The organism is Holophagales bacterium, from assembly GCA_016719485.1.
GTDB lineage: Bacteria > Acidobacteriota > Thermoanaerobaculia > UBA5066 > UBA5066 > UBA5066.
Map to the genome: position 1 here is coordinate 33,957 of JADJZB010000002.1, position 26,315 is coordinate 60,271.

Below are 26,315 nucleotides of genomic sequence, written 5' to 3' on the forward strand. Positions count from 1 at the left end.
CGTGGCGCGTCCCCTTCCTCGCCTGGAAACCACGGCCCGGCTCGAGGTGATTCCCGGCGCGGCGGGGTATCCGGCCCGGCACGACGTCCGCGACGCCCTGCTCGTCCGCGGAGACGAGCGGATTCCGGTCGTCGTCAAGAGGATCCGCCGCGACTTCCGCCAGCCCGAGGGGAACACGAGAGCCGAACGGGCCGTCCGGATCGCGCGGCACCTCCTCGCTCACGGTCTCGACACCCCCGAGCCGCTCGGGCTCGAGGTGACGGCCCAGGAGAGCGTCCTCGTCGTGCGGAAGCTGGAGAGGGCTGTCCAGATCAGGTCCTTCTTCCTGCGGCGCGACGAGCCCGGCCGGGAAGCCCCGGCCGTCAGGGCGACGTTCGAGGAGGTCGTGACGGCCCTCGGGCGATTCGCGAGGCGCCTCCACGACGCAGGAGTCTTCTTTCGCGATTTCACCGACGGCAACATCCTCGTGACGGAGGGAGAGACGGGACCTCGTCTCTGGCTCGTCGACCTCGACCGGGCGCGGATCCGAAAGGGCCCTCTGATGACCCTCAACCGGCTGCGGGACCTGGCCCGGCCCGGCCTGAGACGGCCGGAGGACCGACGCCTCCTCCTGGAGGCCTACTACGCTCCGGGCCCGGTCCCCCCGGCAGTACCGCTGGTGCACGCGGCGCTCAAGCGCCGGATCGTCCTCTGGGACGGCCTGAAGAGGGTCCTGAGGCCCTGGAGGCGCTGAAGGGCTATCCTCGGGTCGGGTAAACCACTGACCCGCCCTGTGCGTCCATGACGTCATGTCGATGGCCGTGACTGCCCGGGTCCTGGGTTTCGAGGCAGCCCCTCGAGGGAGGAGCACGAACGTGGCGAATGACCTCCCGGGCGAAAGCTCCCGAGCCGCGGACCCGGGGCGCAGGGAACGAGAAAGCGAAATCCTCGGACGGGTCCGGGCGGGAGACCCCGAGGCTTTCGAGTACTTCGTGAAGACCTACCAGCGGAAGGTCTTCCGGCTCGTCTACACCCTGGTTCGGAATGCTGCCGAAGCCGACGGCCTGACCCAGGACGTCTTCGTGAAGGCGTGGCGTGCGGTCCCCGACTTCAAGGGGGAAGCCGCCTTCGAGACCTGGCTCAACCGGATCGCCGTCAACGCCGTCCGCGACTCGGTACGGCGCCGCAAACCGGTCGTCTCGTTCTCCGACCTCGTCGCGGCGGAGGAGGTCGACGGTGCGGATCTCCCGCGGGCAGCCGAACCGACGGATGGTACGTCTCCCGAGAGGGACGCCTTGTCGCGGCAGATCCGGAGGAGGATCGGCGAGGCGCTCGAGGCGCTCTCCCCGCGGCAGCGGGCGGTGTTCGTCATGAAGCACTACGAGGAGCGGTCGATCGCCGAGATCGGGGCCGCGACCGGGCTGGACGACGGGACGGTCAAGTCGCACCTGTTCCGGGCGGCGCGCAAGCTGCGCCAGAAGCTGGAGGACCTGCGATGAGCGGCCGGCATTTGACGGAAGACGAGGTCGTGGGACGAGTATTCCCGGTCGAGGAAGGACCGGCGCCCATTCCCATCCACCAGGCGGTCTGCCCCGAGTGCCAGCAGCGGGTGGCGAAGCTGCGCGAGGCCTTCCTTCTCGACCGAGGGGCCGTGACGGGCGTCGTCGAGTCCCTGCCGGGCGATTTCTGGAACGCCCAGCGAAAGGCCATTCTGGGGCGCATCTCCGAGCTGGCCGCCGTCGAGGCGGAACAGAGGGCGACGCCGTTCCCCGCCCGCTTCACGCGGTCGGTCCTCCACCGCCCGGCGCTCGCGTTCGGGAGCCTGGCCGCCGCGCTCGCGCTCGTGGCCGGTCTCACCGTCCTCAGGGGCGGAACGGAGGCTGGCCCTTCGACCGCCGTCGCGACCGTGGCGGCCGCTCCAGCGGCCGGTCCGGCCGAGCTTTCCGCGGCGGACCGCGAGGACGACGATCTTCTCCGCGCGGTCGACAGCGTTCTTTCCACCGAGGCGGCGCACGAGGCGCTTCTCCCGGAGGCGATGAGATGAAGAGGATCGTGATCCACGCCGCCCTCCTGGCGGCATTCCTGGCGACGATCCCGGCCGCTGCCCAGATGCTCGAGATGCCGGGCGGGAAGTGGTGGAAGCGGCCCGCCGTCGTCGACACGCTGAAGCTCTCGCCCGAGCAGCAGCAGCGCCTGGACGAGGTCTTCCAGAAGAACCGGCGGGCGTTCGTCGACCTGAAGGCCGACGTCGACCGGCGGACGATCGACCTGGAAGACCTCCTGGAGGCGCACGACGTCGACCCCCGAAAGGTCGGTGCCGCCTCGGAGGCCCTGGAGCAGGCCCGGGGGAGGCTCGGAAAAGCCCGGACGATGATGGTCGTCGAGATGAGAGGGATCCTGACCGAGGCGCAGTGGCGGCAGATTACCGACCGTCGCGACCAGTGGCGCGCGGAGCGGGAAGGGGAGATGCGGAAGCGTTTCAACAAGCAGCGCGGCAACGCTCGCCCCGGCGGGGCACGCCCAGGGCAGTCGCCGATGCCGGAGGCGGCTCCGGACCTTCCGGAAGAGCCCTAGCGGAACGCCCGGGTGGGACGCTCGCTCCTGCGGGCGAGGACCAGCCAGCGGGTCCCCTCCGGCTGGAACGACAGCCAGCCGGAAGCGTCGGCGAAGAGCCGGGCCGTCAGGCCTGCCTGTCGGAGCGCCCGCTCCACGGCCCGCTTCGGCCACGCGATCTCCCGGTAGAGCTCGCGGGTCCGCCGGAAGCGGGTCGGGTCGCCCTTCTCCGGGAGGAACCAGTCACGCGTGACGGTCCCTTCGCCGGTTACCGGGTCGAAAGAGCCCCTCTCGGCGGAGAGCCCGCCGCCTGCGAGCGACGTGACCCTGTGGTGGTCGGGGAAGGCTTCGATCGTCTCCGGCGTGTTGAGGTCGAAGAGGAAGTGGCCGCCCGGCCGGAGCGCCTTCGCGACCCCTGCGAACGCCGGCGCGAGGTCTTCGTGGCTCCCGAGGTGGTTCAGGACGTCGAACGTCGCGAGGGCGAGGTCGAACGCTTCGCCGGTTCGGAGGGGGAGCGAGAGCGCCGCACCCCGCCGAACCTCGATCGGCAGGCGCCCGGTCCGGGCCGCCTGGCGGAGAGGGCGAAGGAACGCCGCGACCGGGTCGACGGCGACCACCCGGCAGCCTCTCCGGGCCAGCTCGAGGCTCTGCCATCCGCTTCCGCAACCGACGTCCAGGACGCTCTCGAACCGGACTCCGTGAGCCCGCAGGATCTCGTCGCGGGCCGGGGACAGCAGCTCGCGCCAGAGACCGTAGACCTCGTCGTAGTAGCCGGCGAGAACGGCGTAGGGGGGCCGCTTCCTGGCCGTCACGGCGCGGCGCTCCCGAGCGCTTTCGGAGCGCCGCCTCGCGTGGACGCGAGGGCGAGCGCCACCAGCGCCACGAGGCCGGGAAGGGCGATGAAAAAGGCGTAGGGGAGCCCGAAGCCGCCGGCCTGGAGCTGGTACTGGAGCGCCGTCACCCCACCGAGAAGGAGCGCGGCCGGCAGCAGGGCGAGGGGCTTCCAGCGCGCGAAGACGACGAGCGCGAGTGCCAGGAAGCCACGCCCGGCGGTGACCCCTTCGACGAACGTCGGTGAGACCGTGAGGATGAGCATCGCCCCTCCGAGTGCGCCGAGGACGCCGGACGCGGCGGCGGCACCGCTTCGGACGGCGACCACGGACAGGCCGAGCGAGCGCAGCGCCTCCGGATTCTCTCCTGCCGCTGCGAGCCTCAACCCGGCGCGCGTTCGCGCGAGCCAGAAGTGGAGGACGACCGGGGCGAGGAAGCTCGCCGCAACCACGTCGGGAACTCCGAAGAGGCCCCGCGGCAGGGTCCGCACCTCGAGAACCGCCCCCGTATCGCCGGCAGCGAGCCTGTAGGCAAACGCGGTGGCGCCGAGCGCGAGGAGATTCCAGACGGTGCCTACGAGAATCGGATCGGCCCGGCGGGCGACGGCGAACAGGGCGAAGAGGAGGCCCGCGAGGAATCCTGCGAGAGCGGCCGCCGCGAGGCTGGACGCAGGTGGGAGGCCGCCGCGTCCCGCCGCGAACGCAATGTAGGCCCCGACGAGCATCGTCCCCTCGAGACCGATCTGGATCGACCCGGCCCGCTCGAGCAGGAGCTCTCCGGTCGCTGCGAGAAGGAGCGGCGCCGCGAGGAGCAGGGCGATCTCGACGAAACCGGTCATCGGGAGCCCTCCGCCGATCGTCCGCCCCGGGCCAGGAGGAGGCCCAGCACCGCGAGGGCCGGAACGATGGACGCGAGGGCCGACGGAACGCCGGCGTCGCGCTGCAGCGCGCTCGAGCCCGTGCCGAGCGCGGCGAAGAGGACGCCCGAGGCGGCGCCTCCGAGAGGCGTCATGCCGCCCAGGAGCGCCGCCGCGATTCCGGAGTAGCCGACGCCCGCGGTGAACGGGTCGTAGAGCCGCCCCGTGAGCGCGAGGACCTCCAGGCCTCCACCGAGGCCGGCGAGCGCTCCCGACACGAGGAAGGCGCCGGAGCGGAGGCGGACGTCCGGGAGCCCGGCGGCGCGGGCGGCGCGCGGCGCCTCGCCCACCGCACGAAGCGCGAGCCCCAGAGGCGTGCGCGAGAGGAGAAACGCCGCCAGGGCGGCGAGGCCGAGGGCGGCGAGGACGGCGGCCGTAGCGCGGGAGCCGGGGACGAGAGGCGAGAGGAGAACGGCGTCCGAGAGGGCGCGGCTCTGGGGGTAGTCGCCCGCCGGATCGCGCAGCGGACCCCGGACGAGCCACGTCACGCCCGCCGCCGCGACGAGGTTGAGGAGGATCGTCGAGAGCACCGGGGGGACCTTTCGCACCTCGGCGAGCCACACCGCCGGAGCGGCCTGGAGCGCCCCGGCCAGCGGTGCGGCGAGGATGACGGCCGCGCGCGCCGCGAAGGAGAGGTCGGGGACGAGCGGCCCGACGGCCGCCGCCGCGGCGGCTCCGGCCAGGAATTGCCCTTCGAGCCCGACGTTCAGGACACCGGCCCGGAAGGCGACGACGGCGGCCACCGCCGTCAGGACGAGGCCGGTCGATCGCGCGGCCGTCTCGCCGGCAGCGGCTTTCGAACCGAAGGCGCCGCGGAGGAGGGCCGCGAAAGCGTCGGCCGGCGAAGCCCCGGCCAGGAGAACGAGCAGGGCCGCGGCCGCGAGTGTTCCGAGCGCGACCGCGAGAACCGTACGCGTCTTCACGCCGCGAGCCCTGCCATGAAGCGCCCCAGCTGGGCGAGGCTCGTCGACGCGGGAAGGTGCGGAGAGAGCGCTCCGCGGTAGACGACGCGAACGGGGGCGCCGAGCTCCTGCGCCTCCTCCGGATCGGCCGTCACGACCAGGACCCCCGCGCCGGAGCGGGCGGCGTCGAGGAGGCGCGCCCTGACGTCTTCCGACGACGCGATGTCGAGGCCGCGTGTCGGGTGAATGGCGACGAGGAGCCTGGGGAGCGGCTCCAGCTCGCGGGCCAGGAGGAGCTTCTGCTGGTTCCCGCCGGAGAGATCGCTCGCACGGGCGCCGGGCCCCGAGGCGCGGACGCCGAAACGGCGGAGCCGGTCCGTGGCGGCGGCGGCCAGTGCGGCGCGATCGATGGTGAAACGGCCGGGAGGGCGCCTCAGGAAGAGGTTCTCGGCGAGTGAGAGGCCGGCGACGAGCCCCTCGGCGCGCCGGTCGGCAGGAATGAACGCCCCTCCCGCGGCGCGAAACGCGAGGGAGCTGCCCGGGGTGACGGACCGGCCGGCGACCCGAAGGAAACCGTCCGCGGGCCGTGCGCCCGCGACGGCCGCTCCGAGCAGGTCGGCGCCGTTTCCGTCTATGGCCAGGAGCGTGAGCGCCTCGCCCGCCGCGATCGTGAGCGACACGGGAGGCGCGCCCGAGCCCGACGGAGTGAAGGCCTCCAGGGCGAGAGCCGGGAGATCGCCTTCGTTGCGAATCCGCGGGGCGAGAGCCAGGGGCCGGGACGTCGCCTCCGCGCCTCCGAGGAGGAGCGCGGCGACCTCGCCCGTCGTCGTCGCGGCAACGGGTGTCTCGAGCAGCGTGCGGCCTCGCGACAGGAGCGTCAGGCGGTCGGCGCCCTCGAAGACCTCGGCGAGGCGGTGCGTTATGAGGACGACGCAGCGTCCCGAGTCCGCTCGTTGCCTCAGGGCCCTGAAGAGAACGACGGTCTCGTCGGGGGAGAGGACCGCCGTCGGCTCGTCGAGCATGAGGACCTCCGGATCGGTCTGGAGCGCTCCCGCAATGCCGATCCGCTGCCGGGTGCCGACCGCGAGCTCTGCGACGAGCGCCTCAGGACTCCCGAGGTCGAGGCTGGAGGCGCGCGCGAGGCGGACCACCCGTTCCCGCCGTGCGCGACGGGACTCGATCGCCGGCGCAAACGGGTCGAGGAGGGCGAGGTTGTCGGCGACGCTCGCGGCCTCGACGAGGAGGTCGTGCTGTGGAACGAGCGCAATTCCGGCCCGCCGGGCCGCGCGCGGGTCGGCGTACGACACCCGTGCTCCGTTGCGGCGGATCTCGCCGGCGTCCGGGCGGAGGACCCCCGCGGCGATCGCGACGAGCGTCGACTTCCCCGCGCCGTTCTCGCCGAGCAGGGCGTGGATCTCGCCCGGACGAACGACGAGCCGTGCGCCGTCGAGGGCGCGAACGGCTCCGAACGACTTCGCGATGCCCGCGAGCTCGAGCGCGAACGGGGGCGTGGTCACCTCGGGGCCGCGGAGAAGGCCGGCGCCGGCATCAGAAGTTGCCCCTCGGGACGACGAGCTCGCCCGAGATGATCCGCTCCCTCGTCCGTTCCACCTCGTCCACGACCGGGGCCGGAACACGCCCGAGGACGGCGGGGCTCCAGACGAACGAGATCACGCCGCTCTTCAGGCCGTATCGCATCGGCAGGCCTTCGAAGCGCCCGTCCTTCACGGTTCGGGCCGCCTCGACGAAGGCGCGGGGCAGGTCGATGACTGCCGAGGCGAGGACGCTCGGCGCCAGGGAGTTCTGGTCCCTGTTCGAGCCGAAGGCCCAGACCCCGCGCTCCGTGGCCGCGTTGAAGACGCCGAGGGCCGCCGCGTTGGCGTTGTGGAAGAGGAAGTCGTTCCCCTGGTCGACGAGGGCGAGCGCAGCGGCTTTCGCGCCGGCCACGTCCTCGAAGGAACCCGTGAAAACGGTCGTCGCCTTGGCCCCGGGGTTTCCGGCTTTCAGCCCGGCCTCGAACGCGAGGAACGTGGAACGGATCGACGGCAGCTCGACACCGCCCACCATCCCCGCCTTCGCCGTCTTCGACATCCGCCCGGCCACGAGGCCGCAGAGGTACGTCGCCTGCTCCAGCTCGAAGACGAGCGGCGCCTGGTTCGCCGCCACGCGCGAGCCCGAGGTCGTCACGAAGACCGTGCCCGGAAACTCCTTCGCCACGCGAGCCGCCGCGTCCTGGAACTCGAAGCCGTGGCCGAAACAGAGGGAGTAGCCGTCCGCGGCGTAGGCCCGGAACTGCTCCTCGAACTCCGACGGCGTCTTCACCTGGACGTGCGAGACCTTCGCATCCAGCTCCTTCTCGATCGCTTTCAGCCCTTCGTACGCCCCGGCGTTCCATCCCGCGTCGGATACGGGACCGGGCGTCAGCAGCGCCACCCTGAACCCGGCCGGCGCCTTCGGCGTCTCCTCCTTCCGGCAGGCAGGGAGCGTCGCGAGGAGAGGGACGGCGAGGAGGGCGATGAAGAAGCGGCGCCGGCTCGTCATGTCGTTCGAGTTTAGTCCGGTCAGACGACGGACCGGCCGGCGTCCACGGCGAGGACCTGGCCCGTGATCGAGCGGTTCGTGGCGAGAAGGAGCGCCGCCGAGACGAGGTCTTCGACCGCAACGAGGCGCTCCAGCGGCGTCTTCGCCACGAGCCTTCCGATCGTGTCCGCGGGGAGGTCATCGGGCGGCAGGACGATCCCGGGAGCGATCCCGTTCACGCGCACGGAAGGAGCCAGGGCCACGGCCAGGTTCCGGACGAGGGCGTCGACCGCCGCCTTGGCGGACGCGTGGGGAACGTGGTGCGGCCAGGCCTTCGTGGCGGCCACGTCGGAGACGAGGAGAATCGACCCGGCGCTCCCGGCGAGAGCCGGGGCCGCAGCCTGCGCGAGAAAGAAGGCGGCGCGCGGTCCGACGGAGTAGACGGCGTCCCAGTCGTCCCCGGAAACTGCTGCGACCGTTTTCTCGAGCCACGGGGACGCGGAGTGGACGAGGAGGTCGAGCCGGCCGAAGTGGTCGAGGACCGCCTCCACGAGCCTTCGCGGTGCGCCTTCCACCCGAAGATCGGCCGCGAAGGTCCCGGCGACGGCGCCGAGGGCGCCGACCGCCGCCACCGTCTCCGCCGCGGCAGCCGGGTCGCTCCGGAAGTGGACGGCGACGTCGTATCCCGCGCCGGCCAGTCCCTCGGCGAAGGCTCGCCCCAGGCGGCGGGAAGCCCCGGTCACGAGCGCGACGGGTCTCACGGGAGAAGTGTCTCACCGTCGGGCGGCACGCGGGGCTGCACCTATAATGCTGCGTTGCTTCCAAAGGCCGGGAAGGGGTGGACGATGACGACACCGCGCACTCTCGTCGACGTATTCCGCAACCTCGAGACGCTGGGCAAGCCCGATCTCCTCCTGTACAAGAAGGACGGGCGATGGCGGCCGGTTTCCTCCTCCGCTTTTGCGGACGACGTGAAGGCCGTGGCGGGCGCGCTCGGGACCCTGGGCATCCCGGACGGAGGCGCCGTCATCATTCTCTCGGAGAACCGTCCCGAGTGGCCGACCATCGACTTCGCCAGCCAGTGCTACGGGGGCGTCCTCGTCCCGGTCTTTCCGACCATGGTCACCGACCAGGTCGAGTACATCGTCCGCGACTGCGGCGCCACCGTCGCCTTCGCCTCGACCCCCGACCAGGCTGCCAAGCTCGTGGCGGCCCAGCCGAAGTGTCCGAAGCTGAAGCACGTCTTCGTCTTCGACCACGCGGGCGGCGGAGGGAAGCCCTTCGCGAAGCTGCTCGAGGAGGGACGAAGGGCGCACCTGGCGGCTCCGGCGGTCTTCGACGAGCGGGCGAACGCGCGCAAGCCCGGGGACCTCGCCACGTTCATCTACACCTCGGGAACGACGGGCGAACCGAAGGGGGCGATGCTCCTCCAGAGCAACTTCGTCTCCAACGTCCTCGCCGGCTGCACGATTCTCCCGTTCGACTCCTCGGCCGTCGCTCTCTCGTTCCTTCCCCTCGCGCACGTCTTCGAACGCCTCCTCGAGTACTGCTACTACCACCGGGGCGCCACCGTCGCGTTCGCCGGAGTCGATCGACAAGCTGCGCGACAACCTCGGGGAGGTGAATCCCCACATGTTCGGCGCCGTCCCGCGCGTCTACGAGAAGGTCTACGCGCGCGTCCTGGACAAGGTCGACGCGGGCTCCCCGGCCAAGAAGAAGCTCTTCGAGGCCGCCATCGCGGTCGGGAAGGAGGTCCTGAACCTCCGCGCCGAGAAGAAGACGCCGGGTGGGGCCCTCGCGCTCCAGCACTTCCTCTACGAGAGGCTCGTCTACCGAAAGATCCGCGAAGCGCTCGGCTCGCGTTTCCGATTCGCCGTCTCGGGCGGTGCGCCCCTTTCGAAGGACCTCGCCGAGTTCTTCTGGGCCATCGGGGTCGAGATCTACGAGGGGTACGGCCTGACGGAGACGAGCCCGGTCATCACCGTGAACGGGCCCGCCGCCTGGAGGCTCGGAACCGTCGGCCGGATCCTGCCGGGGGTCGAGTGCCGCATCGCCCCCGACGGCGAGATCCTCACCCGCGGCCCGCACGTCATGAAGGGCTACTACGGCAAGCCCGAGGCGACGGCCGAGGCGATCGACGCGGACGGCTGGTTCCACACGGGCGACATCGGCGTCTTCGACGGCGACGGGTTCCTCAAGATCACCGACCGCAAGAAGGAGATCATCGTCAACTCGAACGGGAAGAACATCGCCCCGGCGCCCATCGAGAGCGCCCTGAAGGGCGACGCGTTCGTGTCGCAGCCGGTCGTCATCGGCGACCGCCGCAAGTTCCTCTCCTGCCTCATCGTCCCGAATTTCGAGAAGCTGAAGGACTGGGCTGGCAAGAACGGACTCTCCGGCCTCCCGGAGGACGAGCTCCTGAAGGACCCGCGCGTCCTCCAGATCTACCAGGGGATCATCGATCGCTGGAACCTCGACAAGCCGCACGAGCAGGTCATCAACGCCTTCAAGCTGCTTCCGCACGAGCTGACGATCGAGGGGGGCGAGCTGACCCCGACCCTCAAGGTCAAGCGCCGCATCGTCGACCAGAAGTACAAGGCGGTCATCGACGGGCTGTACAAGGGAGACTGACCAGGGACGGGAGCAGCGGCAGCGGGCCGCCGCTCCCTCCCGTACCACCGGACATGCGGGGCCGACTCCCTTCCGAAGATCAGAGGAAGAAGAGGCCGGGGAACCGGGGAACCGAGGGAGCACCAACTTCACCGTCACGTCGCTTCGGCAGGGGGCCGCGTGCGGGGCGGTACGTCTCACGGCCGCCGCTGCGCGCGCCCGACCCGCTTCCGAGCTCAACGCGGCCGGGCGGGGGGCCCGTGCGAACTCCTACCTTCGGTCGTCAAACAGCGCGCGGGCCTGATCCCCGCCCGCTCCTCGCGAACTCGAGCGGGTCCCCGGGCGTGCTCGAGGTCGGCTCGCGAGACGCACCGCCCCTCCCGCGGCCGGCGAGCTTCAGAGATCGAATGGGAGCCGCCGTGGTTAACGGCCGTATGGCAGAAGACCGAGACCTGGCTGATCCTCCTCGAGCCCGTCCCTGCTTATCTTGCCCTTGCCGGGGGTCTGAGCGGGTGGGAGGGGTGTCCCGCGAGCGACGTGTGAGCACGGGCGGGGACCCGCCCGGCTCCGCGAGCAGGCCGCCGGATCAGGCGAGCGCACGTGTCCGACGAGCGGTGCGAGGAGTTTGCGCTCGCCCCGGCGGCCCGCGGAGCGGGGTCGATGCGGGTCGCCCGCGCGGAGCAGTCGCCGTGGGACACCCCTCCCACCCGCGACTCGTGCGGCACGGTGCGATGGATGGGCGGCGCACTCGGTCGGTCCGGTCTCCTCGACTCCTCCCGGCGCGGAGCCGGCCCCACCTCAGCCCGGATCGGTTACCGCAGCCTCAGCCGGCGACGTGCCTCTCCCAGAGATCGATGCCGGCGGGGGAGAGGCGGACAGTTCCTTCGACCGGCTCTACGACGCCCTGCGCCGACAGGTAGGCGAGCTCGGCTTTCAGGCGCGGCTCGCCGAGGGCGGCGAGGCGGGCGAGGAGATCGGCCTGGGAGAGCGGCGATCCCGCGTCGCGCCACTGCCCGTAGAGCGTGGCGACGAGGGCGGTCCGGACGGAAAGATCGACCGGCGGCCTGGCTGCGCTCTTGAAGAGCGGCATGCCGAGCGTGAATACCCGTCGTCCCGTGACCGGGTTCAGGAGGAGCGCGAAGGCGATCCAGAGCGAAATGACCGCGAGTCCCACAGTCAGGAGGGCGATCGGGATCGCGAACGCCCTCGTGTCGAGGAGATGTCCGGCGACCTTGAGTACGTAGAGGAGATCGATGTCGAGGAGGAAGACGAAGAGAAGACTCGAGAAGTGGCCGAAGCCCCAGCTGATGAGAACGAAGATGACGAGGAAGGCGGCCTCGGTGGCGAAGATCACCGTCGGGTCGGGGACGAAGCCCTTGGCGAGCGAGTGGAGCGCCCAGGCGTTGACGACCCAGTTGAAGGCGAACGTGAGGAAGAGGGTCCCGCCGTAGAGGTTCTTGTTCACGAGGTTCAGGAGCCCTGCGAAGAGCTGGCAGCCGGCGCCGAAGAGGAGGCAGAAGACCGCGGCCGTCTCGAGCCCGGCGGGCGTGAGGCTCTTCCCGAAGGCGATCGGCGTCAGGGCGGCGCAGCCGATGGCGAGACCGAGGAGGCCCATCGGGGTCGGGTCGGCCACGACTTCCTTGCCGTGGAGCGAGACGGGAGCGAGCTGGACCATTCGTACCTCCGGCCGGCGATGGTCGCGTGCGGGGGTTGGTTGGTCAAGCGAAGGCGCTCGAGCGTGGACGCGGGAGTAGCCGGACATCGTAAATGGGACCGCCCCGGTCCTCGGCGGGGCGACGCGATCCGCTCTTTTGATTGACTCCCGCCGCAGTGCAACATAGTCTATGAGTGATGGCTCATTCAGCCGTGCTCGCCGGGGCGGAGTCCAGAACCCGCAAGCTCCCCGTCCAGGGCCGACGGGCCCTTCCTGCCGCCGACCCAGAGAAGAGAAAGCGGCTCCTCCACGCGGCCGTCCAGACCTTCGGCCGCCGCGGGTTCCACGAGGCGAAGATCGCCGAGATCGCCGCTGAGGCAGGAGTCGCCGAGGGGACGGTCTACCTCTACTTCCGGAGCAAGGAAGATCTCCTCGGCTGCGTCTTCGACGAGACGATGGACGGCGTCCTCTCCCAGGCCCGGGCAATTCGGGGGGCCGAAGGGCCGGCCGGAGAGAAGCTGAAGCAGCTCGTCGGTCTCCACCTCTCGTTCCTCGCCCGCGACCGGGACCTCGCGTCGGTCTTCCAGATCGAGCTGCGCCGCAGCGCCCGCCTCGTCGAGCGCTTCTCGCGTACCAAGCTCTCCGAGTACTTCCGTCTCCTCGACGGCGTACTCAGGGAAGGGATCGCCTCCGAAGAGCTGAGAAAAGACCTCGACCCGCGCCTGGCGGTCCGAATCCTCTTCGGTGCGGCCGACGAGATCCTCTCCGAGTGGCTCCTCTCGGGGGAGTCGAAGCCTGCGGCCGACGCGGAGAAGCTCGTGGGGACTCTCCTGCGCGGTTTCCTCGCCTGCGAGAACGAACCAGAACAACGGCGGGCTCCCCGCCGCAGGAGGACGACGAGTTGACGCGAGCCGCCTACATCCTCAACGGAGCCCGTACCCCGTTCGCGAAGATCGGGACCGATCTGAAGGCCGTTTCCGCCACCGACCTGGGGCGCGCCGCCGCCGTCGAGGCGATGGCCCGCGCGCGCGTCGAGCCGGGCGAGATCGACCAGGCCATCTTCGGCAACATCGCGACGCCGCCCGACGCCGCGAACATCGGCCGGGTCATCGCGCTCCGCGCCGGCATCCCGAAGGAGCGGCCGGCCCACTCCGTCGCGCGCAACTGCGCCTCGGGAATCGAGTCGATCGTCCAGGCGGCGCGCCTCATCCAGACGGGAGAGGCCGACGTCGTCCTGGCCGGGGGCGTCGAGAACATGACGCTCATTCCCTTCATCTACCGGGAGCGGGCGAAGGCCGCCCTGGCGGAGATCGGGATGGCGCGAACGACGGGAGCGCGCCTCGCCGCCTTCAGGAAGATGCCGTGGGGCGAGCTCCTCAATCCCGTCATCGGCCTGAAGTTGGGCCTCACCGACCCGGTCTGCGGCCTGAACATGGGGGAGACCGCCGAGCTCCTCGCCAAGGAAGGCGGGATCACGCGCGAGATGCAGGACGCCTTCGCGCTCCGCTCCCACCAGCGGGCGCACGCGGCCCGGGAGAGGCTCGCCGAGGAGATCGTCGCCGTTCCTCTCCCGCCCGCGTTCGACAAGGTCGCGACGATCGACAACGGAGTGCGCGAGGGACAGACGATGGAGGCGCTGGCGAAGCTGAAGCCATTCTTCGACCGCGTCTACGGCTCCGTCACGGCGGGTAACTCGTCGCAGATCACCGACGGCGGGGCCGCGGTCGTCGTCGCTTCGGAGGAGTTCGTCGCGAAGCGGAAGCTCCCGGTCCTGGGACGTATCGCGGGCTGGGGCTTCGCAGGCCTCGAGCCCGAACGAATGGGCCTCGGCCCGTCGCGTTCGACGCCCGTCGCCCTGAAGCACGCGGGGGTGCCGTTCGGCAAGATCGGCCTCCTGGAGCTGAACGAGGCGTTCGCGGCGCAGGTCCTCGCGAACCTGCAGGCCTGGGAGAAGGACCCCGCCCTCGGTGCGGTCGACCCGGAGATCCTGAACGTGAACGGCGGGGCGATCGCGCTCGGCCACCCGGTCGGGGCCTCGGCGACGCGCCTCGTCCTGACCCTTCTCATGGAGATGCGGCGACGGAAGGTCTCGCACGGCGTCGCGACGCTCTGCATCGGTGGAGGCCAGGGAGCCTCGATCGTCCTCGAGGGGGCAGCGTGATGAGCGCGACCACCGGGAACGCGTTCCGTCTCGCCGTCGAGCCCGACGGTCTCGCCATCCTCACCTTCGACCTTCAGGGCGAACGGGCGAACAAGTACTCCACGCCGGTCATGGCCGAGCTGGAGGCCGTCCTCGACGGCCTTTCGAAGAGAAGCGACCTCAAGGCGCTCCTCCTCGTCTCGGGCAAGCCCGACATCTTCATCGCCGGGGCCGACGTGAACGAGATCGCGAAGGCCTCGGACCCGGCGGCCATCGCGAACGGTGTCCGCAGGGGCCAGGAGATCTTCGGCAAGCTCGCGAACCTCCCGTTCCCGACGGTGGCGGCGATCGAGGGGGCGTGCGTCGGCGGCGGCTGCGAGACGATCCTCGCGATGGACTGGCGCCTCGCCTCCGACTCGAAGAAGACCCAGATCGGCCTCCCCGAGATCAAGCTCGGGATCCTGCCCGCGTGGGGCGGGACGACGCGCCTGCCGAGGGTCGTCGGCCTCACGGGCGCGCTCGACGTCATCCTCGCGGGCAAGGTCATCGACTCGAAGCGGGCGCAACGGATGGGACTGATCGACCAGCTCGTCCCCGCCCCGATTCTCCTCGACGCGGCGAAGAAGTTCGCGCGTGGCAAGTTCGGGACGACGAAGCGGTCGAACGCCGCTCCCGACGGCGGGCCGCTCCGGGTCGCCCCCGCAAGGGCGATGGACAAGCTCCTGGAAGGGATCGGTCGGTCGGTCGTCTTCAGCAAGGCCCGCGCGTCGGTGATGAAGGAGACGCACGGCAACTACCCGGCTCCTCTCGAGGCGCTCGCCGCGGTGGAGAAGGGCTTCGGCCGTCCGCTCGCGGAGGCGCTGAAGCTGGAGGTCGACGCGGTCTCCCGCCTCGTCGGCACGCCGGCGATGAAGAGCCTCGTGAACCTCTTCTTCCGGATGGAGGAGGTCAAGAAGGAGACCGGCGTGGCGGCGGGCGTCGCCGCGCTCCCGGTGAAGCGGATCGGGGTCCTCGGAGCGGGAGCGATGGGGGGCGGCATCGCCCAGCTCGCCGCCGACAAGGGGTGGCCCGTCCGGATGAAGGACATCCGTCACGAGGCGCTCGCCGCGGGCTACGCACAGGCCGCGAAGATCTGGCAGGACAAGGTGAAGAAGCGCCGGATGACCCGCACCGAGTTCGCGGGGAAGATGTCGCTCCTGTCCGGCGGCCTGGCGTGGGACGGTTTCGACGGCTGCGACGTGACGATCGAGGCGGTTCTCGAGAAGCTCGCGGTGAAGCAGGCGGTCCTGAAGGAGTGGGAGGCCGTCGCACGGCCCGACGCGATCTTCGCGTCGAACACGTCCACCCTCCCGATCACCGAGATCGCGAAGGCAGCCTCCCGCCCCGAGCGCGTCGTCGGCATGCACTTCTTCAACCCGGTCCACAAGATGCCGCTCGTCGAGGTGATCTTCGGCGAGAAGACGGCGCCCGAGGTGACGGCGACGATCTTCGACCTGGCGAAGAAGATGGGGAAGACGCCGGTCGTCGTGAAGGACGCGCCGGGCTTCCTCGTCAACCGGATCCTCGCGCCCTACCTCGGCGAAGGGGTGCGGCTGCTCCTGGAAGGTGTCCCGATGGAGGCGATCGACAAGGGGATGCGGAAGTTCGGAATGCCGGTCGGGCCGATCGAGCTCCTCGACGACGTCGGGATCGACGTCGCGGCGAAGGGGGCCGAGACGCTTTCGGCTGCCTGGCCCGAGCGGATGCCGATCGATCCGGCGTTCGGGAAGCTCGTCACGTCGGGCCGTCTCGGGCGGAAGACGAAGAAGGGCTTCTACCGGTACGAGGGGGACAAGCGCGTCGGGCCGGACCTGCAATCCTACGCCGACCTCGGCGTCGTCTCGCCCGGCTCCGCGTCGATCTCGCCGGAGGCGCTCGAGGCGCGATTGATCTACCCGATGGTCAACGAGGCGGCGTACTGTCTCGCCGAGGGAATCGTGACGGGTCCCGACAAGCTCGACCTCGCGATGATCTTCGGAATCGGCTTTCCGCCGTTCCGGGGCGGTCTCTGCGCCCACGCCGACGCCCGCGGAGCTTCCGCCGTCGCCGACGCCCTCTCCAGGCTCGCCTCGGAGAAGGGTCCCCGCTTCACCCCCGCCCCGCTCCTCGCCGACATGGCGAAGCAGGGGAAATCGTTCTTCGGGAAGGAGTAGCCATGTCGACCGTCAAGACCGAGAAGACCGTGAAGACCGTGAAGACCGACACCGAGACCCCGTCGTTCCTGAAGGCGCTCTACCAGGGGCGCTTCGACGAGTCGCTCGTCTTCCCCTTTCCGGAGATTCCGGAGGACACGAAGGAGCTCGTCACGGCGTTCGCCGACGCCTACCGCGACTTCGACGCCCAGTTCATCAACTCCGAGAAGATCGACGCCGACCACTTCTTCCCGCGGGACGTGGTCAAGGGGCTCGGCGACCTCGGGGCGATGGGGATGTCGATTCCCGAGGAGTACGGCGGGAGCGGCTTCAGCGCGACCGCGTACTGCAAGATGATGGAGGTCATCGGGCCGCTCGACGCCTCGGCGGCCATCGTGGTCGGGGCGCACCAGTCGATCGGCATCAAGCCGCTCCTCCTCTTCGGGTCCGAGGAGCAGAAGAAGAAGTGGCTTCCCGATCTCGCAGCCGGGAAGATGGTCGGCGCCTTCTGCCTGACGGAGCCGGAAGCGGGCTCCGACGCCGCCTCGCTCAAGACGACCGCCGTCTACGACTCCGCGACCGACGAGTACGTCCTCACCGGGACGAAGCAGTGGATCAGCAACGGCGGTTTCGCGAGGTTCTTCACGATCTTCGCGCGCATCCCCGAGGCCGGCGTCGAGGCCGGGTCGCACAAGGAGATCGCCTGCTTCGCCGTCATCGCCAGCGAGGACGGGACGCTCCCCGGCTTCTCGCGCGGGGTCGAGGAGAAGAAGCTCGGCCTCTGCGCGTCGTCGACGTGCCAGATCATCCTCGACGGCTGCCGCGTCCCGGCGTTCAACATCATCGGCGGCAAGGGGAACGGCTTCCGCGTCGCGGTCGAGACGCTCAACACCGGGCGGACCTCGCTCGGCGCCGGCTCGGTCGGCGGCTGCAAGCAGATGATCAAGCTCGCGGTGGAGCACGCGACGCAACGCAAGCAGTTCAAGACGCGGATCGCCGACTTCGAGATGATCCGGGAAAAGATCGCCGAGATGACGGCGCACACCTACGTCCTCGAGTCGATGGTCTACATGACGGCCGGGCTCGTCGACAAGAAGGTCGACTACTCGCTCGAGGGCGCCTGCTGCAAGGTCTGGGGAACCGAGCTCCTCTGGAAGACGATCAACGAGGCGCTTCAGATCTCGGGCGGCAACGGTTTCATGAACGAATACCCGTACGGCCGAGGACTGCGCGACAGCCGCATCAACATGATCTTCGAGGGGACGAACGAGATCCTCCGCCTCTTCATCGCCCTGACGGGGATGAAGGAGGCGGGCGACGTCCTGAAGGACGTGCAGCACGCGCTCCACAAGCCGATCGCGGAGTACGGCGTCCTCGTCGGGCACGCGCAGAAGTGGATGCGCGGAACGGTGACGCACTACAAGCTCGAGAAGGTCCATCCGTCGCTCGCCCCCGAGGCGGACCAGGCGGCGAAGTACGCGGCGGTCCTGCGCAATGCCTGCGAGACGATGGTCTACAGGAACAAGAAGAACGTCGTGAACCGGCAGTACCTCCTCCACCGGATCGCCGACGTCGTCATGGATCTCTTCGCGCAGATCGCCACGCTCTCGCGCGTGACGGCGGCCATCGAGAAGAAGGGCGAGGAGAAGGCGAAGCCGGAGATCGAGATCGCCCGCTGGTTCGCCTTCCAGGCCCGGCACCGGATGGTGGCGAACCTCAAGGCGCTCGACCGGCACAAGGACGCCGAGGCGACCGCGATCAGCGACGCGGCGTACGAGGCGGGTGGCTACCCCTTCGACCTCTGGGGCTGGTGAGTCGCGGGCGGGGAGCCGGAGAGGTCCGGCTCCCCGCCGTCGTTCCACCGCCCTCGTCCCCATTTTCACGATCCCCGTGCCGACGCCGTTCCCGGTCGGGCCGATCAACGTTCATCTGATCGCCCGGGAGCCGGTCACGCTCGTCGACACCGGTCCGCTGACCGGGGACGCGTGGGAGGCGCTGCGGCACGGTCTCGCCCGGCACGGGTTCCGGGTGGAGGACGTGGAGCGGGTCCTTCTGACGCACGGGCACCAGGATCACTTCGGTCTCGCGGCCCGGATCGAGCGGGCCGGGAGGGCTCAGCTGCTGGGGGGGCGACTGGATCGAGGGCACTTTCGCGGCGTGCGGAACGGACGGCTCCTCCTGGAGGCCCTGACGAGGGCCGGGTTCGGAGGCGTGGCGCGGTTCACGATGGTCGCGATGACCGCCGCGGTGGACCGGTTCGCGGAACCGCTCTCGTCCTGGGACGAGCTCGCGGGCGGCGAGGTTCTGCCGGGCGACGGCTACTCCGTGGCCGTCCGATCCGTTCCGGGGCACACGCCCGGAAGCCTCACTTTCGAGGTGCCCGAGGCGGGGGTCCTCTTCACAGGAGACACCGTCCTGCGCGACATCACGCCGAACGCCATCGTCGACGAGGATCCCGAGAGGCCTGGCGAGGCGTTCCGGAGCGTCAGCCGCTACTTCGAGTCATTGGACGGGATCGAGGCCGGGGAAGCTCAGCTGCTGACGGGGCACGGTCGGAGCATTCCCGACTTCGGGGCGCACCGGGCGAAGCTCGAGGGCAAGTACGCCTTCCGGACCGCGCAGATCGAGCGGGCGCTGGCGGGGAGGCCGAAGTCCGTCTCCGAGCTCTGCGAGCGCATCTTCCCGACCGTTCGGCCGATGGACCTCTACCTCGCCTATTCCGAGGTCCTCGGATTCCTCATGTACCTGGAGGACCTGGGCCGCGTGCAGCGACTTCCCGGTCGCGTCCGTGAGCACTGGGCCGCATCGCCGCACCGAAAAGTGCGCGCCTGACGACGGTCCCCCTGCCTGGGGTCTGGTCTACGCTCTACACTCTGCGCGCGCGCAGAGTGTAGAGCGTAGACCAGACCCCCTTCCCCGAGCTATCTCAGCGGGACGGCGGGCCAGCCGGCGGCGAGCGCCTTGTGGACGAAGGCGATTGCACGGGAGACGGCGTCGGGGAGGGTCTCGCCGCGGGCGAGCCAGGCGGTGACGGCCGCCGAGAGGAGGCCTCCGGCGCCGCAGGCGAGGGGAGTGTCGGCCCGGGGGCTCTCGAAGCGGTGCCACGTGCGGCCGTCGAGGAGCCCGTCGATGACGGTCGCGCCCTCCGCGCATCCTCCCGTGACCAGGACGGCGGAGGGGCCGAGGGCCTGGATCCGCCGTGCCGCGACTTTCGCGTCGGCCTCGCTCCGAATCGCGAAACCGGCGAGGGCGGAAGCCTCGAGGAGGTTCAGGGTGACGAGGGCGGCGGCCGGGAGGAGGTCGCGAACGACGGCGTCCACGACCGTCGACCGAAGGTGACGAACCCCCGAACGGGGGACGAAGCCGGGGTCGACGACGACCGGGACGGAGCCGGGGGCCAGAGCCCTGGCGACTGCTCTGACCGCAGGAACGGTCGTCAGGAGGCCCACCTTGACGGAAGACGGCGGGCGGGTCGAAAAGGCGGCCTCGAGCGAGGCTCGCAGCATGGTCATGGGGGCGTCGTGCAAGGAGCCCGGCTGCCGGATGCCATGGGAGGTCAGCGCCGTGACGACGCCGGATCCGAGTACGCCGAGGGCGTCGAAGGCGAGGAGGTCCGTCGCCAGCAGGCCCCCGCCCGGGTCGGCGGCCGAGATCGCGAGAGCGGACGGAACGGACATCGGTGTGAGTTTAGACGCCCCTCCTGCTATTCTCGACGCCCGGGAGGACGTCAGAAAGTGGCTGAAGAAATGCACGCCTCGACCCCGCTCGTGGCCGGCGCGACGGCCCCGTCATTCACTCTTCCCGGACGCTCCGGGAACACGGTCTCCCTGGCGGATTTCGCCGGGAAGGGCCACGTTCTCGTCTATTTCTACCCGAAGGACGACACCCCGGGCTGTACGAAGGAAGCGTGCAGCCTGCGCGACGGCTTCGGTGGCCTTCGCGAGGCGGGCGTCACCGTGCTCGGCATCTCGCCGGACGACGCCGATTCCCACAACGCGTTCGCGGGCAAGTACTCGCTGCCGTTCGAGCTCCTCACGGATGCCGACCACGCGGTCCACGAAGCCTACGGTGTGTGGGGAAGAACCGCGTGGGGCGTCGGAACGATCCGCAAGTCCTTCCTCGTCGGCCCGGACGGCAACCTCGTCCACGTCTTCGAGAAGGTCGACGTCGAGCACCACGCCGACGAGGTGCTCGCCGCCCTGAAGCCCGCTCCGGGGGCAGAGGCGAAGGCCGCCGTCGGGGCAGCAGTGGAGGCGGCGGGTGCCGCCGTCACCACGGCCGTCAGGGAAGCGAAGAAGGCCGTAACGGGTGCGATGAAGTCTCCCGAGGTGAAGGAAGCCGTCGCCGCGGCGAAACAGGCCGTCGAAGACGTGAGGCAACAGCCCGCCGTGAAGAAGGCGGTCGCCGGCGCCCGGAAGGCCGTGGCCGACGCGAAGCAGGCCGTGTCGGACGTTCAGAAGAAGCCGGCCGTGAAGAGGGCCGTGGCGAAGGCGAAGAAGGCCGTGGCGGACGCGAAGAAGCGGCCCGCGGTGAAGAAGGCGGTCGCGTCCGTGAAAAGGGCCGTCGCGAGCGCGAAGACCGCCGCTGCGAAGAAGCCGAAGGGTGCCTTCGCGAAGCTCGTGGCCCTCGTGACGCCGAAGAAGGCTGCACCGAAGAGGAAAGCGACTCCCGCCCGGGCGAAGAAGGCCGCACCCGCCAGGGCGAAGACGTCCGCCCCGAAGAAGGCCGCTCCGAAGAAGGCGAGCCCGGCGAAGGCGAAGAAGGTCGTCCTCAGGAAGGCGGTCGTCAAGAAGTCGGCGCCGAAGCCGAAAGCCGCACCGAAGAAGCCCGCCGCGAAGAAGGCGGTCTCACGCAAGGCCGCGCCGAAGAAACCGGTGCGGAAGAAGGCCGCGCGCCGCTGAATGGAGAAGGCCCCCGCGGAAGGATTCCGGGTGACCGATCGGGCCCTGGCGGCAATACGCGCCGCCGGGCTCGATCCCGCCGGAACGTTCCTCGTCGTCCAGCACGTCCTCGGTTGCGGAGGGTCGGGTTACCGGATCCTGTTCCGTGAAACCCCTCTCGACGCAGGTGCGCTGGTCGACGGCCCCGAGGGCCTCCGGATCTCGCTCTGTCCCTACTCTCACCGCCGCCTCGAAGGGGCGGCTCTCGACTACGACCTCGAAAAGGAGACCGAGGGCTTCTGGCTCGACCATCCGGACGCGGCGTTCGCCGCGTTCTGCTGAGACGGCCAGGCCCCGACCGCGACATGTCCAAGGACAAGATTTCCCGGAAAGACCTGAAAGAAAACGAGCTCGAGCACGCCCTCGTCGGGGCGCGAGACTACGTCGTCAGCCACGAGGCGACGGCGAAGAAGTGGACGATCCTCGGCGTCGTTGCCGTCGTCCTCGTCGGCTTCGTCTGGGGCGGCCTCGCACTGCGCGGCCGGCGGCTCGACACGCGCCTCTCGGCGGCGCTTTCCGTCTTCGACGCCCCGCTCGTCGCCGACGGCGCGGGGGTCGCCCCGGGTGTGACCGCCTACAAGGACGCCGGCCAGAGGCTCGAGGCGGCGAAGATGCAGCTGCGCGAGCTGGCCGCCGACGCGCCCGGCTCGAAGCCCGGGCAGGTGGCCCGGACGATGCTGCTCGCTCTCGAAGGAGGGCCGACTCCCCCCGCCAAGCTCCTCGACGGAGCGCGCGACCTCGCGAAGCGGCAGCCCGGCTCGATCGCCTCGGGCGTGGCGGCTCTCGCCTACCTCGAGGCCGAGGCGGCCGCCGGGCGCGTCAAGGAGGCGATCACCTCGGCGAAGGGCTACCTCGACGCGGCGAAGCCGCCCCTTCCGAAGGACGTCATCCTCTTCACGCTCGCCCGCCTCTACGAGAAGGACGGCCAGCTGGCGGACGCGAAATCGAGCTACCAGCGCATCGTCTCCGACTTCCCCGACTCGCCGATGAGATTCGAGGCGCAGCAGAAGGCCCAGGGGCTCTGAGGCGTCTCGAGTGAGACCGCGGGCCCTCGTCGTCGTTCTCGACGGCGTCGGTGTAGGTGCGCTTCCCGATGCCGCCTCCTACGGCGACGCCGGCGCGAACACGCTCCGGAACGTCCTCGACGCCGCCCGTCCGAGCCTGCCGAACCTCTCGGGGCTCGGCCTGTTGCACACGCTGTACGACGCAGGGCCTCGCGACCTTCCGGCGCCTTGCGGCGCGTACGGCCGTCTCTCGCCGGTCTCGCCGGGGAAGGACACGACGTCCGGACACTGGGAGCTGATGGGGCTGTCCGTCGTCGAGCCGTTCCCGGCGTTTCCCGACGGTGTCCCGCCCGAGGTCCTCGCCGCGTTCGAGAGCGCCATCGGCCGCGAATCGCTCGGGAACAGGGCCCGATCCGGAACGATCCTGCTCGACGAGCTCGGCGCCGAGCACGTGAGGACGGGAAGGCCCATCGTCTACACCTCGTCCGATTCCGTCTTCCAGATCTCGGCGCACGAGGAGATCGTCCCGGTGGAGACGCTCTACGCATGGTGCGAGGCGGCCCGGACCGTTCTCGACGGGCCCAGCCGCGTAGGCCGGGTCATCGCGCGGCCCTTCGTCGGCGTGCCGGGGAGTTTTCGCCGGACGGGCCGTCGCCGCGATTTCGCGGTTCCGCCACCGGGCGAGACGCTGCTCGACCGCCTGCAGGTCGCCGGAAAGCGGGTCCTGGCGATCGGAAAGGTGTCGGAGGTCTTCGCGGGCCGGGGCGTGACGGAGTCGATTCCGACGGACTCGAACCGCGACGGTGTGGAAGCGGCCCTCGAGGCACTGCGCGACGACGGGGGCGATTTCGTCTTCCTGAACCTGCGGGACTTCGACACGCGGTACGGGCACCGCAACGACCCGAAGGGGTTCGCGCGCGCGCTGGAGGAGCTGGACGGGCTCGTCCCGGGCCTTCTCGGGGCGCTCGGGAGAGACGATCTCCTCCTGCTCGCCGCGGAGCACGGGTGCGACCCGACGGACGTGTCGACCGAGCACACGCGCGAGTACGCGCCGCTCGTGGCGGTGGGCGCCGGCGTCCCGCCGGGAACCGACCTCGGGACGCGCGAGACCCTCGCGGACGTCTCCGCGACGGTCGCCGGCCACCTCGGGGTCGCCCCGCTGGCGGGCCGGGACTTCCTGGCCGCCTCGCGGAACTGATCGGACGCGGGCGGAAAGGTCCTTCTCGGGTATCCTTCCCGGATCGCTTTGCACCGACTCCTCCAGGCGCTCGCCGTCGTCTTCGCTCCCCGGGATCGGGCCGGGGCCGCGGAGCCCGTCCGGTGACCTCCCGGCGAGCGCGGATGCGGGGAGCGATGCCGCACCAAATCTGACCGCGTCTTCAGGAGGACTTCTTGGACCGTTTCACCGGTTTCATCGGGCTCGCCGTCATCCTCCTCGCCTGCTTCGCGCTCTCCCACGACCGAAAGCGCATCCGCTGGGCGACCATCGCCTGGGGGGTCGTCCTCCAGTTCGCCCTCGGGTGGCTCGTCATCTCCTGGAAGACCGGGGCCAGCGCCCTGAAGTCGTTCTCGGAGGGGATCACCGGGGCGATCGCCTACTCCGACAAGGGGGCCGACTTCGTCTTCGGCTGGCTCTCGAACCCCGCCGTCGGCGGGCAGATCTTCAAAGCGACCGGCGTCGACTACTCACCTTTCATTTTCGCGTTCAAGGTGATGCCGATCGTCATCTTCATCGCGTCGTTCTTCACGATCCTCTACTACCTCGGGGTCATGCAGAAGGTCGTCCAGGTCTTCGCGGTCGTCATGACGAAGCTGCTCAAGATCTCCGGCGCCGAGTCCCTCGCCGTCTCGGCGAACATCTTCATCGGGCAGACGGAGGCGCCGATCATCGTCGCGCCGTACATCCCGAAGATGACGAACTCCGAGCTGCTGACGATGATGACGGGCGGCATGGCCCACATCTCGGGAGCGGTTCTCCTCGCCTACGCGGCAATGGGGGTCCCTGCGGAGTACCTCATCACGGCGTCGGTCATGGCCGCCCCGGCGACGATCGTCATCGCCAAGCTCCTCCGCCCGGAGGTCGAAGTGCCGGCCACGGCGGGCGCCGTCACGGTGAAGATCGAGCACGAGCACGCGAACGTCATCGAGGCGGCCTCCTCCGGCGCGTCTCAGGGCGTCTCACTCGCCATCAACATCGCCGGGATGCTGATCGCCTTCATCGCCCTCGTCTCGCTCTTCAACGGCCTCCTCGCGTGGGTCGGCACCTTCATCGGGTTCCCGGCCGCCGGCCCCGGCGTCGACCCGGCGACGAACCTCTCCCTGCAGTGGCTCTTCTCGAAGCTCCTCTGGCCCCTGGCATGGGTGATGGGAGTGCCTTCGGTCGACTGCTCGAAGGTCGCCCGCCTCATCGGCTTCAAGACCGTCCTCAACGAGTTCGTCGCGTACGCCGAGATGACGAAGATCCCGATGTCCGAGTGGACGGAGAAGGGCCGGCTCATCGCCTCGTTCGCCCTCTGCGGCTTCGCGAACTTCTCCTCGATCGGCATCCAGATCGGGGGCATAGGCGGTCTCGCCCCGTCGCGAAAGAGCGACATCGCGCGGCTCGGGCTCTGGGCCCTCCTCGCCGGCTCCCTCGCGACGTTCATGAGCGCCACGATCGCCGGCATCCTTCTCGGCTGAACGTAAGGAGACAGAGATGGACGCTCGCTTCGCCGAGACCGTCGAGTTCCTCCGGGCGCGGATCGCCGTGCCGCCCGTCGTCGGCGTCATCCTCGGCTCCGGGCTCGGCGACTTCGCCGCGGCCGTCGAGGACCGCCTCGAGATTCCCTACGCGCAGATCCCCGGGTTCCCGGCTTCCGCCGTCGTCGGCCACGCCGGGACCCTCGTCGCCGGAACGCTCGAAGGCGTCCCTATCGTCGTCCTCTCGGGCCGCATTCACTTCTACGAGGGGCACCCGATGTCGTCCGTCGTCACGCCGGCGCGCGTCCTCGGCCTCCTCGGCTGCCGCGACGTCGTCGTGACGAACGCGGCGGGCGGCATCGACAGGTCGTTCTCGGCCGGCGACCTGATGCTCATCTCCGACCACATCAACCTCTTCGGGACGAACCCGCTCATCGGGCCGAACGACGAGACGTTCGGCGCCCGTTTCCCCGACATGTCCGACGCCTACCGCTCCGACCTCCGCACGCTGGCGAAGGCCGTGGCCCGGCGGGTCAAGGTGCCGCTGAGGGAAGGGGTCTACGTCGGTGTCACCGGGCCGTCGTACGAGACGCCGGCCGAGATCCGGGCCTTCCGCGCCCTCGGGGCGCACGCGGTGGGGATGTCGACCGTTCCGGAGGTGATCGCGCTCAGCCACATGGGCGTCGGCGTCGTCGGGGTTTCCTGCATCACGAACATGGCCGCGGGAGTGCTGAAGCAGCCTCTGCGCCACGACGAGGTCCTCGAGACGACCCGGCGCGTGAAGGACCGGTTCGTGAGGCTCCTGACCGCCCTCGTGGCCGCGATGGGCGAAGGGCGCTCTCCCGACCGGCTCGTCGTCGTCCCGTCGCGAAAGTCCTCGGCGGGCGCCGCCAGAGCGAAGGCGGGAGCGAAGCCGAAGCCGGGATCGAAGGCGAAGGCCCGGCCGAAAGCGGCTGCCCTGCGCCCGGCGCCGGCCAGGGCCTCGGTACGCAGGAAGAGGTGACGCCGTGGCCGCGAAGATCCTGACCACCGAGGAGCGCGACGCTCTCGTCGCCGCTGCGACTGCGGCGCGCGAGAAGGCCGCAGCCCCCTACTCTCACTTTCACGTCGGCGCGGCGCTCCTCGCCGAGGACGGAAGGGTCTTCCAGGGCTGCAACGTCGAGTCGGCCAGCTACGGTCTGACGATCTGCGCCGAGCGGACCGCGGTCTTCAAGGCGATCTCCGAGGGGGTCCGGGGCTTCCGGGCGGTGGCCGTCGTCACCGGCGCCGACGCGCCGACGTCCCCCTGCGGCGCCTGCCGCCAGGTCCTCTGGGACCAGTGTCGCGACATCGCCGTCGTCATGGCCACGATGGGAGGAGCCCTCGAGGAGACGACGCTCGCGACTCTCCTGCCGCGGGCGTTCGAGCTCTGAGCGG

At 70.2% G+C, this 26,315-nt stretch carries 25 protein-coding genes and 1 pseudogene; 18 read left to right on the plus strand and 8 right to left on the minus strand.

Going from position 1 to position 26,315, the window contains the following annotated elements:
* The first annotated feature begins 97 nt into the window (after nt 1–97).
* The 4 genes from IPN03_00260 to IPN03_00275 all read left to right on the plus strand — a co-directional run bounded on the left by IPN03_00260 (nt 98) and on the right by IPN03_00275 (nt 2,553).
* Nucleotides 98–733 (plus strand): hypothetical protein, encoded by a 636-nt coding sequence (locus IPN03_00260; protein MBK9372196.1) that lies wholly within the window; start codon nt 98–100, stop codon nt 731–733.
* Between the two features lie 121 nt (nt 734–854).
* Nucleotides 855–1,478 (plus strand): sigma-70 family RNA polymerase sigma factor, encoded by a 624-nt coding sequence (locus IPN03_00265; protein MBK9372197.1) that lies wholly within the window; start codon nt 855–857, stop codon nt 1,476–1,478.
* The gene (locus IPN03_00270) at nt 1,475–2,023 is read left to right on the plus strand and encodes a hypothetical protein (GenBank protein ID MBK9372198.1); all 549 of its coding nucleotides are present in this window, start codon (nt 1,475–1,477) and stop codon (nt 2,021–2,023) included. Before IPN03_00265 ends, IPN03_00270 begins: the two co-directional genes overlap by 4 nt.
* Nucleotides 2,020–2,553: a periplasmic heavy metal sensor gene (locus IPN03_00275; GenBank protein MBK9372199.1), complete on the plus strand. Its 534-nt coding sequence runs from the start codon at nt 2,020–2,022 to the stop codon at nt 2,551–2,553. The genes IPN03_00270 and IPN03_00275 overlap by 4 nt, the downstream gene beginning before the upstream one ends.
* Here the strand turns inward: IPN03_00275 and IPN03_00280 are convergent.
* The 6 genes from IPN03_00280 to IPN03_00305 are packed head-to-tail and all read right to left on the minus strand — an operon-like array spanning nt 2,550 to nt 8,462.
* Nucleotides 2,550–3,344, minus strand: a complete 795-nt coding sequence (locus IPN03_00280) for a class I SAM-dependent methyltransferase (protein MBK9372200.1) — start codon at nt 3,342–3,344, stop codon at nt 2,550–2,552. The two genes, IPN03_00275 and IPN03_00280, sit on opposite strands and share 4 nt — an antisense overlap.
* Complete coding sequence (locus IPN03_00285) at nt 3,341–4,201, minus strand: ABC transporter permease (GenBank protein MBK9372201.1); 861 nt, start codon at nt 4,199–4,201, stop codon at nt 3,341–3,343. The genes IPN03_00280 and IPN03_00285 overlap by 4 nt, the downstream gene beginning before the upstream one ends.
* Nucleotides 4,198–5,202 carry an ABC transporter permease gene (locus tag IPN03_00290; protein MBK9372202.1) on the minus strand — a complete coding sequence of 335 codons (1,005 nt, stop codon included), beginning with the start codon at nt 5,200–5,202 and terminating at the stop codon, nt 4,198–4,200. Before IPN03_00290 ends, IPN03_00285 begins: the two co-directional genes overlap by 4 nt.
* Nucleotides 5,199–6,698 (minus strand): ATP-binding cassette domain-containing protein, encoded by a 1,500-nt coding sequence (locus IPN03_00295; GenBank protein ID MBK9372203.1) that lies wholly within the window; start codon nt 6,696–6,698, stop codon nt 5,199–5,201. Before IPN03_00295 ends, IPN03_00290 begins: the two co-directional genes overlap by 4 nt.
* Nucleotides 6,699–6,729: 31 nt before the next feature.
* Nucleotides 6,730–7,722 (minus strand): BMP family protein, encoded by a 993-nt coding sequence (locus tag IPN03_00300; protein ID MBK9372204.1) that lies wholly within the window; start codon nt 7,720–7,722, stop codon nt 6,730–6,732.
* Nucleotides 7,723–7,742: 20 nt separating this feature from the next.
* Nucleotides 7,743–8,462, minus strand: coding sequence for an SDR family oxidoreductase (locus IPN03_00305; protein ID MBK9372205.1), 720 nt, complete (start codon nt 8,460–8,462; stop codon nt 7,743–7,745).
* An 84-nt stretch (nt 8,463–8,546) separates the two neighbouring features.
* Between IPN03_00305 and IPN03_00310 the strand changes: the two are divergent.
* A pseudogene (locus IPN03_00310) lies at nt 8,547–9,287 on the plus strand (AMP-binding protein).
* A gap of 34 nt (nt 9,288–9,321) precedes the next feature.
* A complete protein-coding gene (locus IPN03_00315; GenBank protein ID MBK9372206.1) occupies nt 9,322–10,332 on the plus strand; it encodes an AMP-binding protein in 1,011 nt (336 codons plus the stop codon).
* An 802-nt stretch (nt 10,333–11,134) separates the two neighbouring features.
* Here IPN03_00315 and IPN03_00320 read toward each other — a convergent pair.
* On the minus strand, nt 11,135–11,986 hold the full coding sequence (locus IPN03_00320) for a hypothetical protein (protein ID MBK9372207.1): 852 nt from the start codon (nt 11,984–11,986) through the stop codon (nt 11,135–11,137).
* 176 nt (nt 11,987–12,162) lie between these two features.
* Here IPN03_00320 and IPN03_00325 point away from each other — a divergent pair, with 176 nt between their 5' ends.
* The 5 genes from IPN03_00325 (at nt 12,163) to IPN03_00345 (ending at nt 19,108) form a co-directional block, all read left to right on the plus strand.
* A complete protein-coding gene (locus IPN03_00325) occupies nt 12,163–12,870 on the plus strand; it encodes a TetR/AcrR family transcriptional regulator (GenBank protein ID MBK9372208.1) in 708 nt (235 codons plus the stop codon).
* Nucleotides 12,867–14,126, plus strand: coding sequence for a thiolase family protein (locus tag IPN03_00330; protein ID MBK9372209.1), 1,260 nt, complete (start codon nt 12,867–12,869; stop codon nt 14,124–14,126). The genes IPN03_00325 and IPN03_00330 overlap by 4 nt, the downstream gene beginning before the upstream one ends.
* Complete coding sequence (locus tag IPN03_00335) at nt 14,126–16,297, plus strand: enoyl-CoA hydratase/isomerase family protein (protein ID MBK9372210.1); 2,172 nt, start codon at nt 14,126–14,128, stop codon at nt 16,295–16,297. Before IPN03_00330 ends, IPN03_00335 begins: the two co-directional genes overlap by 1 nt.
* Before the next feature lie 2 nt (nt 16,298–16,299).
* Nucleotides 16,300–18,090 (plus strand): acyl-CoA dehydrogenase family protein, encoded by a 1,791-nt coding sequence (locus IPN03_00340; protein MBK9372211.1) that lies wholly within the window; start codon nt 16,300–16,302, stop codon nt 18,088–18,090.
* A gap of 76 nt (nt 18,091–18,166) precedes the next feature.
* Nucleotides 18,167–19,108: an MBL fold metallo-hydrolase gene (locus IPN03_00345; protein MBK9372212.1), complete on the plus strand. Its 942-nt coding sequence runs from the start codon at nt 18,167–18,169 to the stop codon at nt 19,106–19,108.
* A gap of 89 nt (nt 19,109–19,197) precedes the next feature.
* Here IPN03_00345 and IPN03_00350 read toward each other — a convergent pair whose 3' ends face one another.
* Nucleotides 19,198–19,953: a bifunctional hydroxymethylpyrimidine kinase/phosphomethylpyrimidine kinase gene (locus IPN03_00350; protein MBK9372213.1), complete on the minus strand. Its 756-nt coding sequence runs from the start codon at nt 19,951–19,953 to the stop codon at nt 19,198–19,200.
* 69 nt (nt 19,954–20,022) lie between these two features.
* On the opposite strand from IPN03_00350, the gene bcp reads away from it, so the two are divergent.
* From bcp to IPN03_00385, 7 genes are all read left to right on the plus strand, one after another.
* A complete protein-coding gene (gene bcp, locus IPN03_00355; GenBank protein ID MBK9372214.1) occupies nt 20,023–21,177 on the plus strand; it encodes a thioredoxin-dependent thiol peroxidase in 1,155 nt (384 codons plus the stop codon).
* A gap of 30 nt (nt 21,178–21,207) precedes the next feature.
* Complete coding sequence (locus IPN03_00360) at nt 21,208–21,498, plus strand: hypothetical protein (protein ID MBK9372215.1); 291 nt, start codon at nt 21,208–21,210, stop codon at nt 21,496–21,498.
* A 23-nt stretch (nt 21,499–21,521) separates the two neighbouring features.
* The gene (locus tag IPN03_00365) at nt 21,522–22,241 is read left to right on the plus strand and encodes a tetratricopeptide repeat protein (protein MBK9372216.1); all 720 of its coding nucleotides are present in this window, start codon (nt 21,522–21,524) and stop codon (nt 22,239–22,241) included.
* 10 nt (nt 22,242–22,251) lie between these two features.
* Nucleotides 22,252–23,418: a phosphopentomutase gene (locus tag IPN03_00370; GenBank protein MBK9372217.1), complete on the plus strand. Its 1,167-nt coding sequence runs from the start codon at nt 22,252–22,254 to the stop codon at nt 23,416–23,418.
* 194 nt (nt 23,419–23,612) lie between these two features.
* On the plus strand, nt 23,613–24,899 hold the full coding sequence (locus IPN03_00375) for a NupC/NupG family nucleoside CNT transporter (protein ID MBK9372218.1): 1,287 nt from the start codon (nt 23,613–23,615) through the stop codon (nt 24,897–24,899).
* 16 nt (nt 24,900–24,915) lie between these two features.
* On the plus strand, nt 24,916–25,902 hold the full coding sequence (locus tag IPN03_00380; GenBank protein ID MBK9372219.1) for a purine-nucleoside phosphorylase: 987 nt from the start codon (nt 24,916–24,918) through the stop codon (nt 25,900–25,902).
* A 19-nt stretch (nt 25,903–25,921) separates the two neighbouring features.
* The gene (locus IPN03_00385) at nt 25,922–26,311 is read left to right on the plus strand and encodes a cytidine deaminase (GenBank protein MBK9372220.1); all 390 of its coding nucleotides are present in this window, start codon (nt 25,922–25,924) and stop codon (nt 26,309–26,311) included.
* Nucleotides 26,312–26,315 lie beyond the last annotated feature (4 nt).

Excerpts from the sequence above, each read along its gene's own strand:
- IPN03_00350 (MBK9372213.1), bottom strand. The coding sequence starts at position 19,953 with ATGTCCGTTCCGTCCGCTCTCGCGATCTCGGCCGCCGACCCGGGCGGG.
- IPN03_00275 (MBK9372199.1), top strand. The coding sequence starts at position 2,020 with ATGAAGAGGATCGTGATCCACGCCGCCCTCCTGGCGGCATTCCTGGCG.
- bcp (MBK9372214.1), top strand. The coding sequence starts at position 20,023 with ATGCACGCCTCGACCCCGCTCGTGGCCGGCGCGACGGCCCCGTCATTC.
- IPN03_00300 (MBK9372204.1), bottom strand. The coding sequence starts at position 7,722 with ATGACGAGCCGGCGCCGCTTCTTCATCGCCCTCCTCGCCGTCCCTCTC.
- IPN03_00270 (MBK9372198.1), top strand. The coding sequence starts at position 1,475 with ATGAGCGGCCGGCATTTGACGGAAGACGAGGTCGTGGGACGAGTATTC.
- IPN03_00340 (MBK9372211.1), top strand. The coding sequence starts at position 16,300 with ATGTCGACCGTCAAGACCGAGAAGACCGTGAAGACCGTGAAGACCGAC.
- IPN03_00365 (MBK9372216.1), top strand. The coding sequence starts at position 21,522 with ATGTCCAAGGACAAGATTTCCCGGAAAGACCTGAAAGAAAACGAGCTC.
- IPN03_00320 (MBK9372207.1), bottom strand. The coding sequence starts at position 11,986 with ATGGTCCAGCTCGCTCCCGTCTCGCTCCACGGCAAGGAAGTCGTGGCC.
- IPN03_00285 (MBK9372201.1), bottom strand. The coding sequence starts at position 4,201 with ATGACCGGTTTCGTCGAGATCGCCCTGCTCCTCGCGGCGCCGCTCCTT.
- IPN03_00380 (MBK9372219.1), top strand. The coding sequence starts at position 24,916 with ATGGACGCTCGCTTCGCCGAGACCGTCGAGTTCCTCCGGGCGCGGATC.
- IPN03_00325 (MBK9372208.1), top strand. The coding sequence starts at position 12,163 with ATGGCTCATTCAGCCGTGCTCGCCGGGGCGGAGTCCAGAACCCGCAAG.
- IPN03_00335 (MBK9372210.1), top strand. The coding sequence starts at position 14,126 with ATGAGCGCGACCACCGGGAACGCGTTCCGTCTCGCCGTCGAGCCCGAC.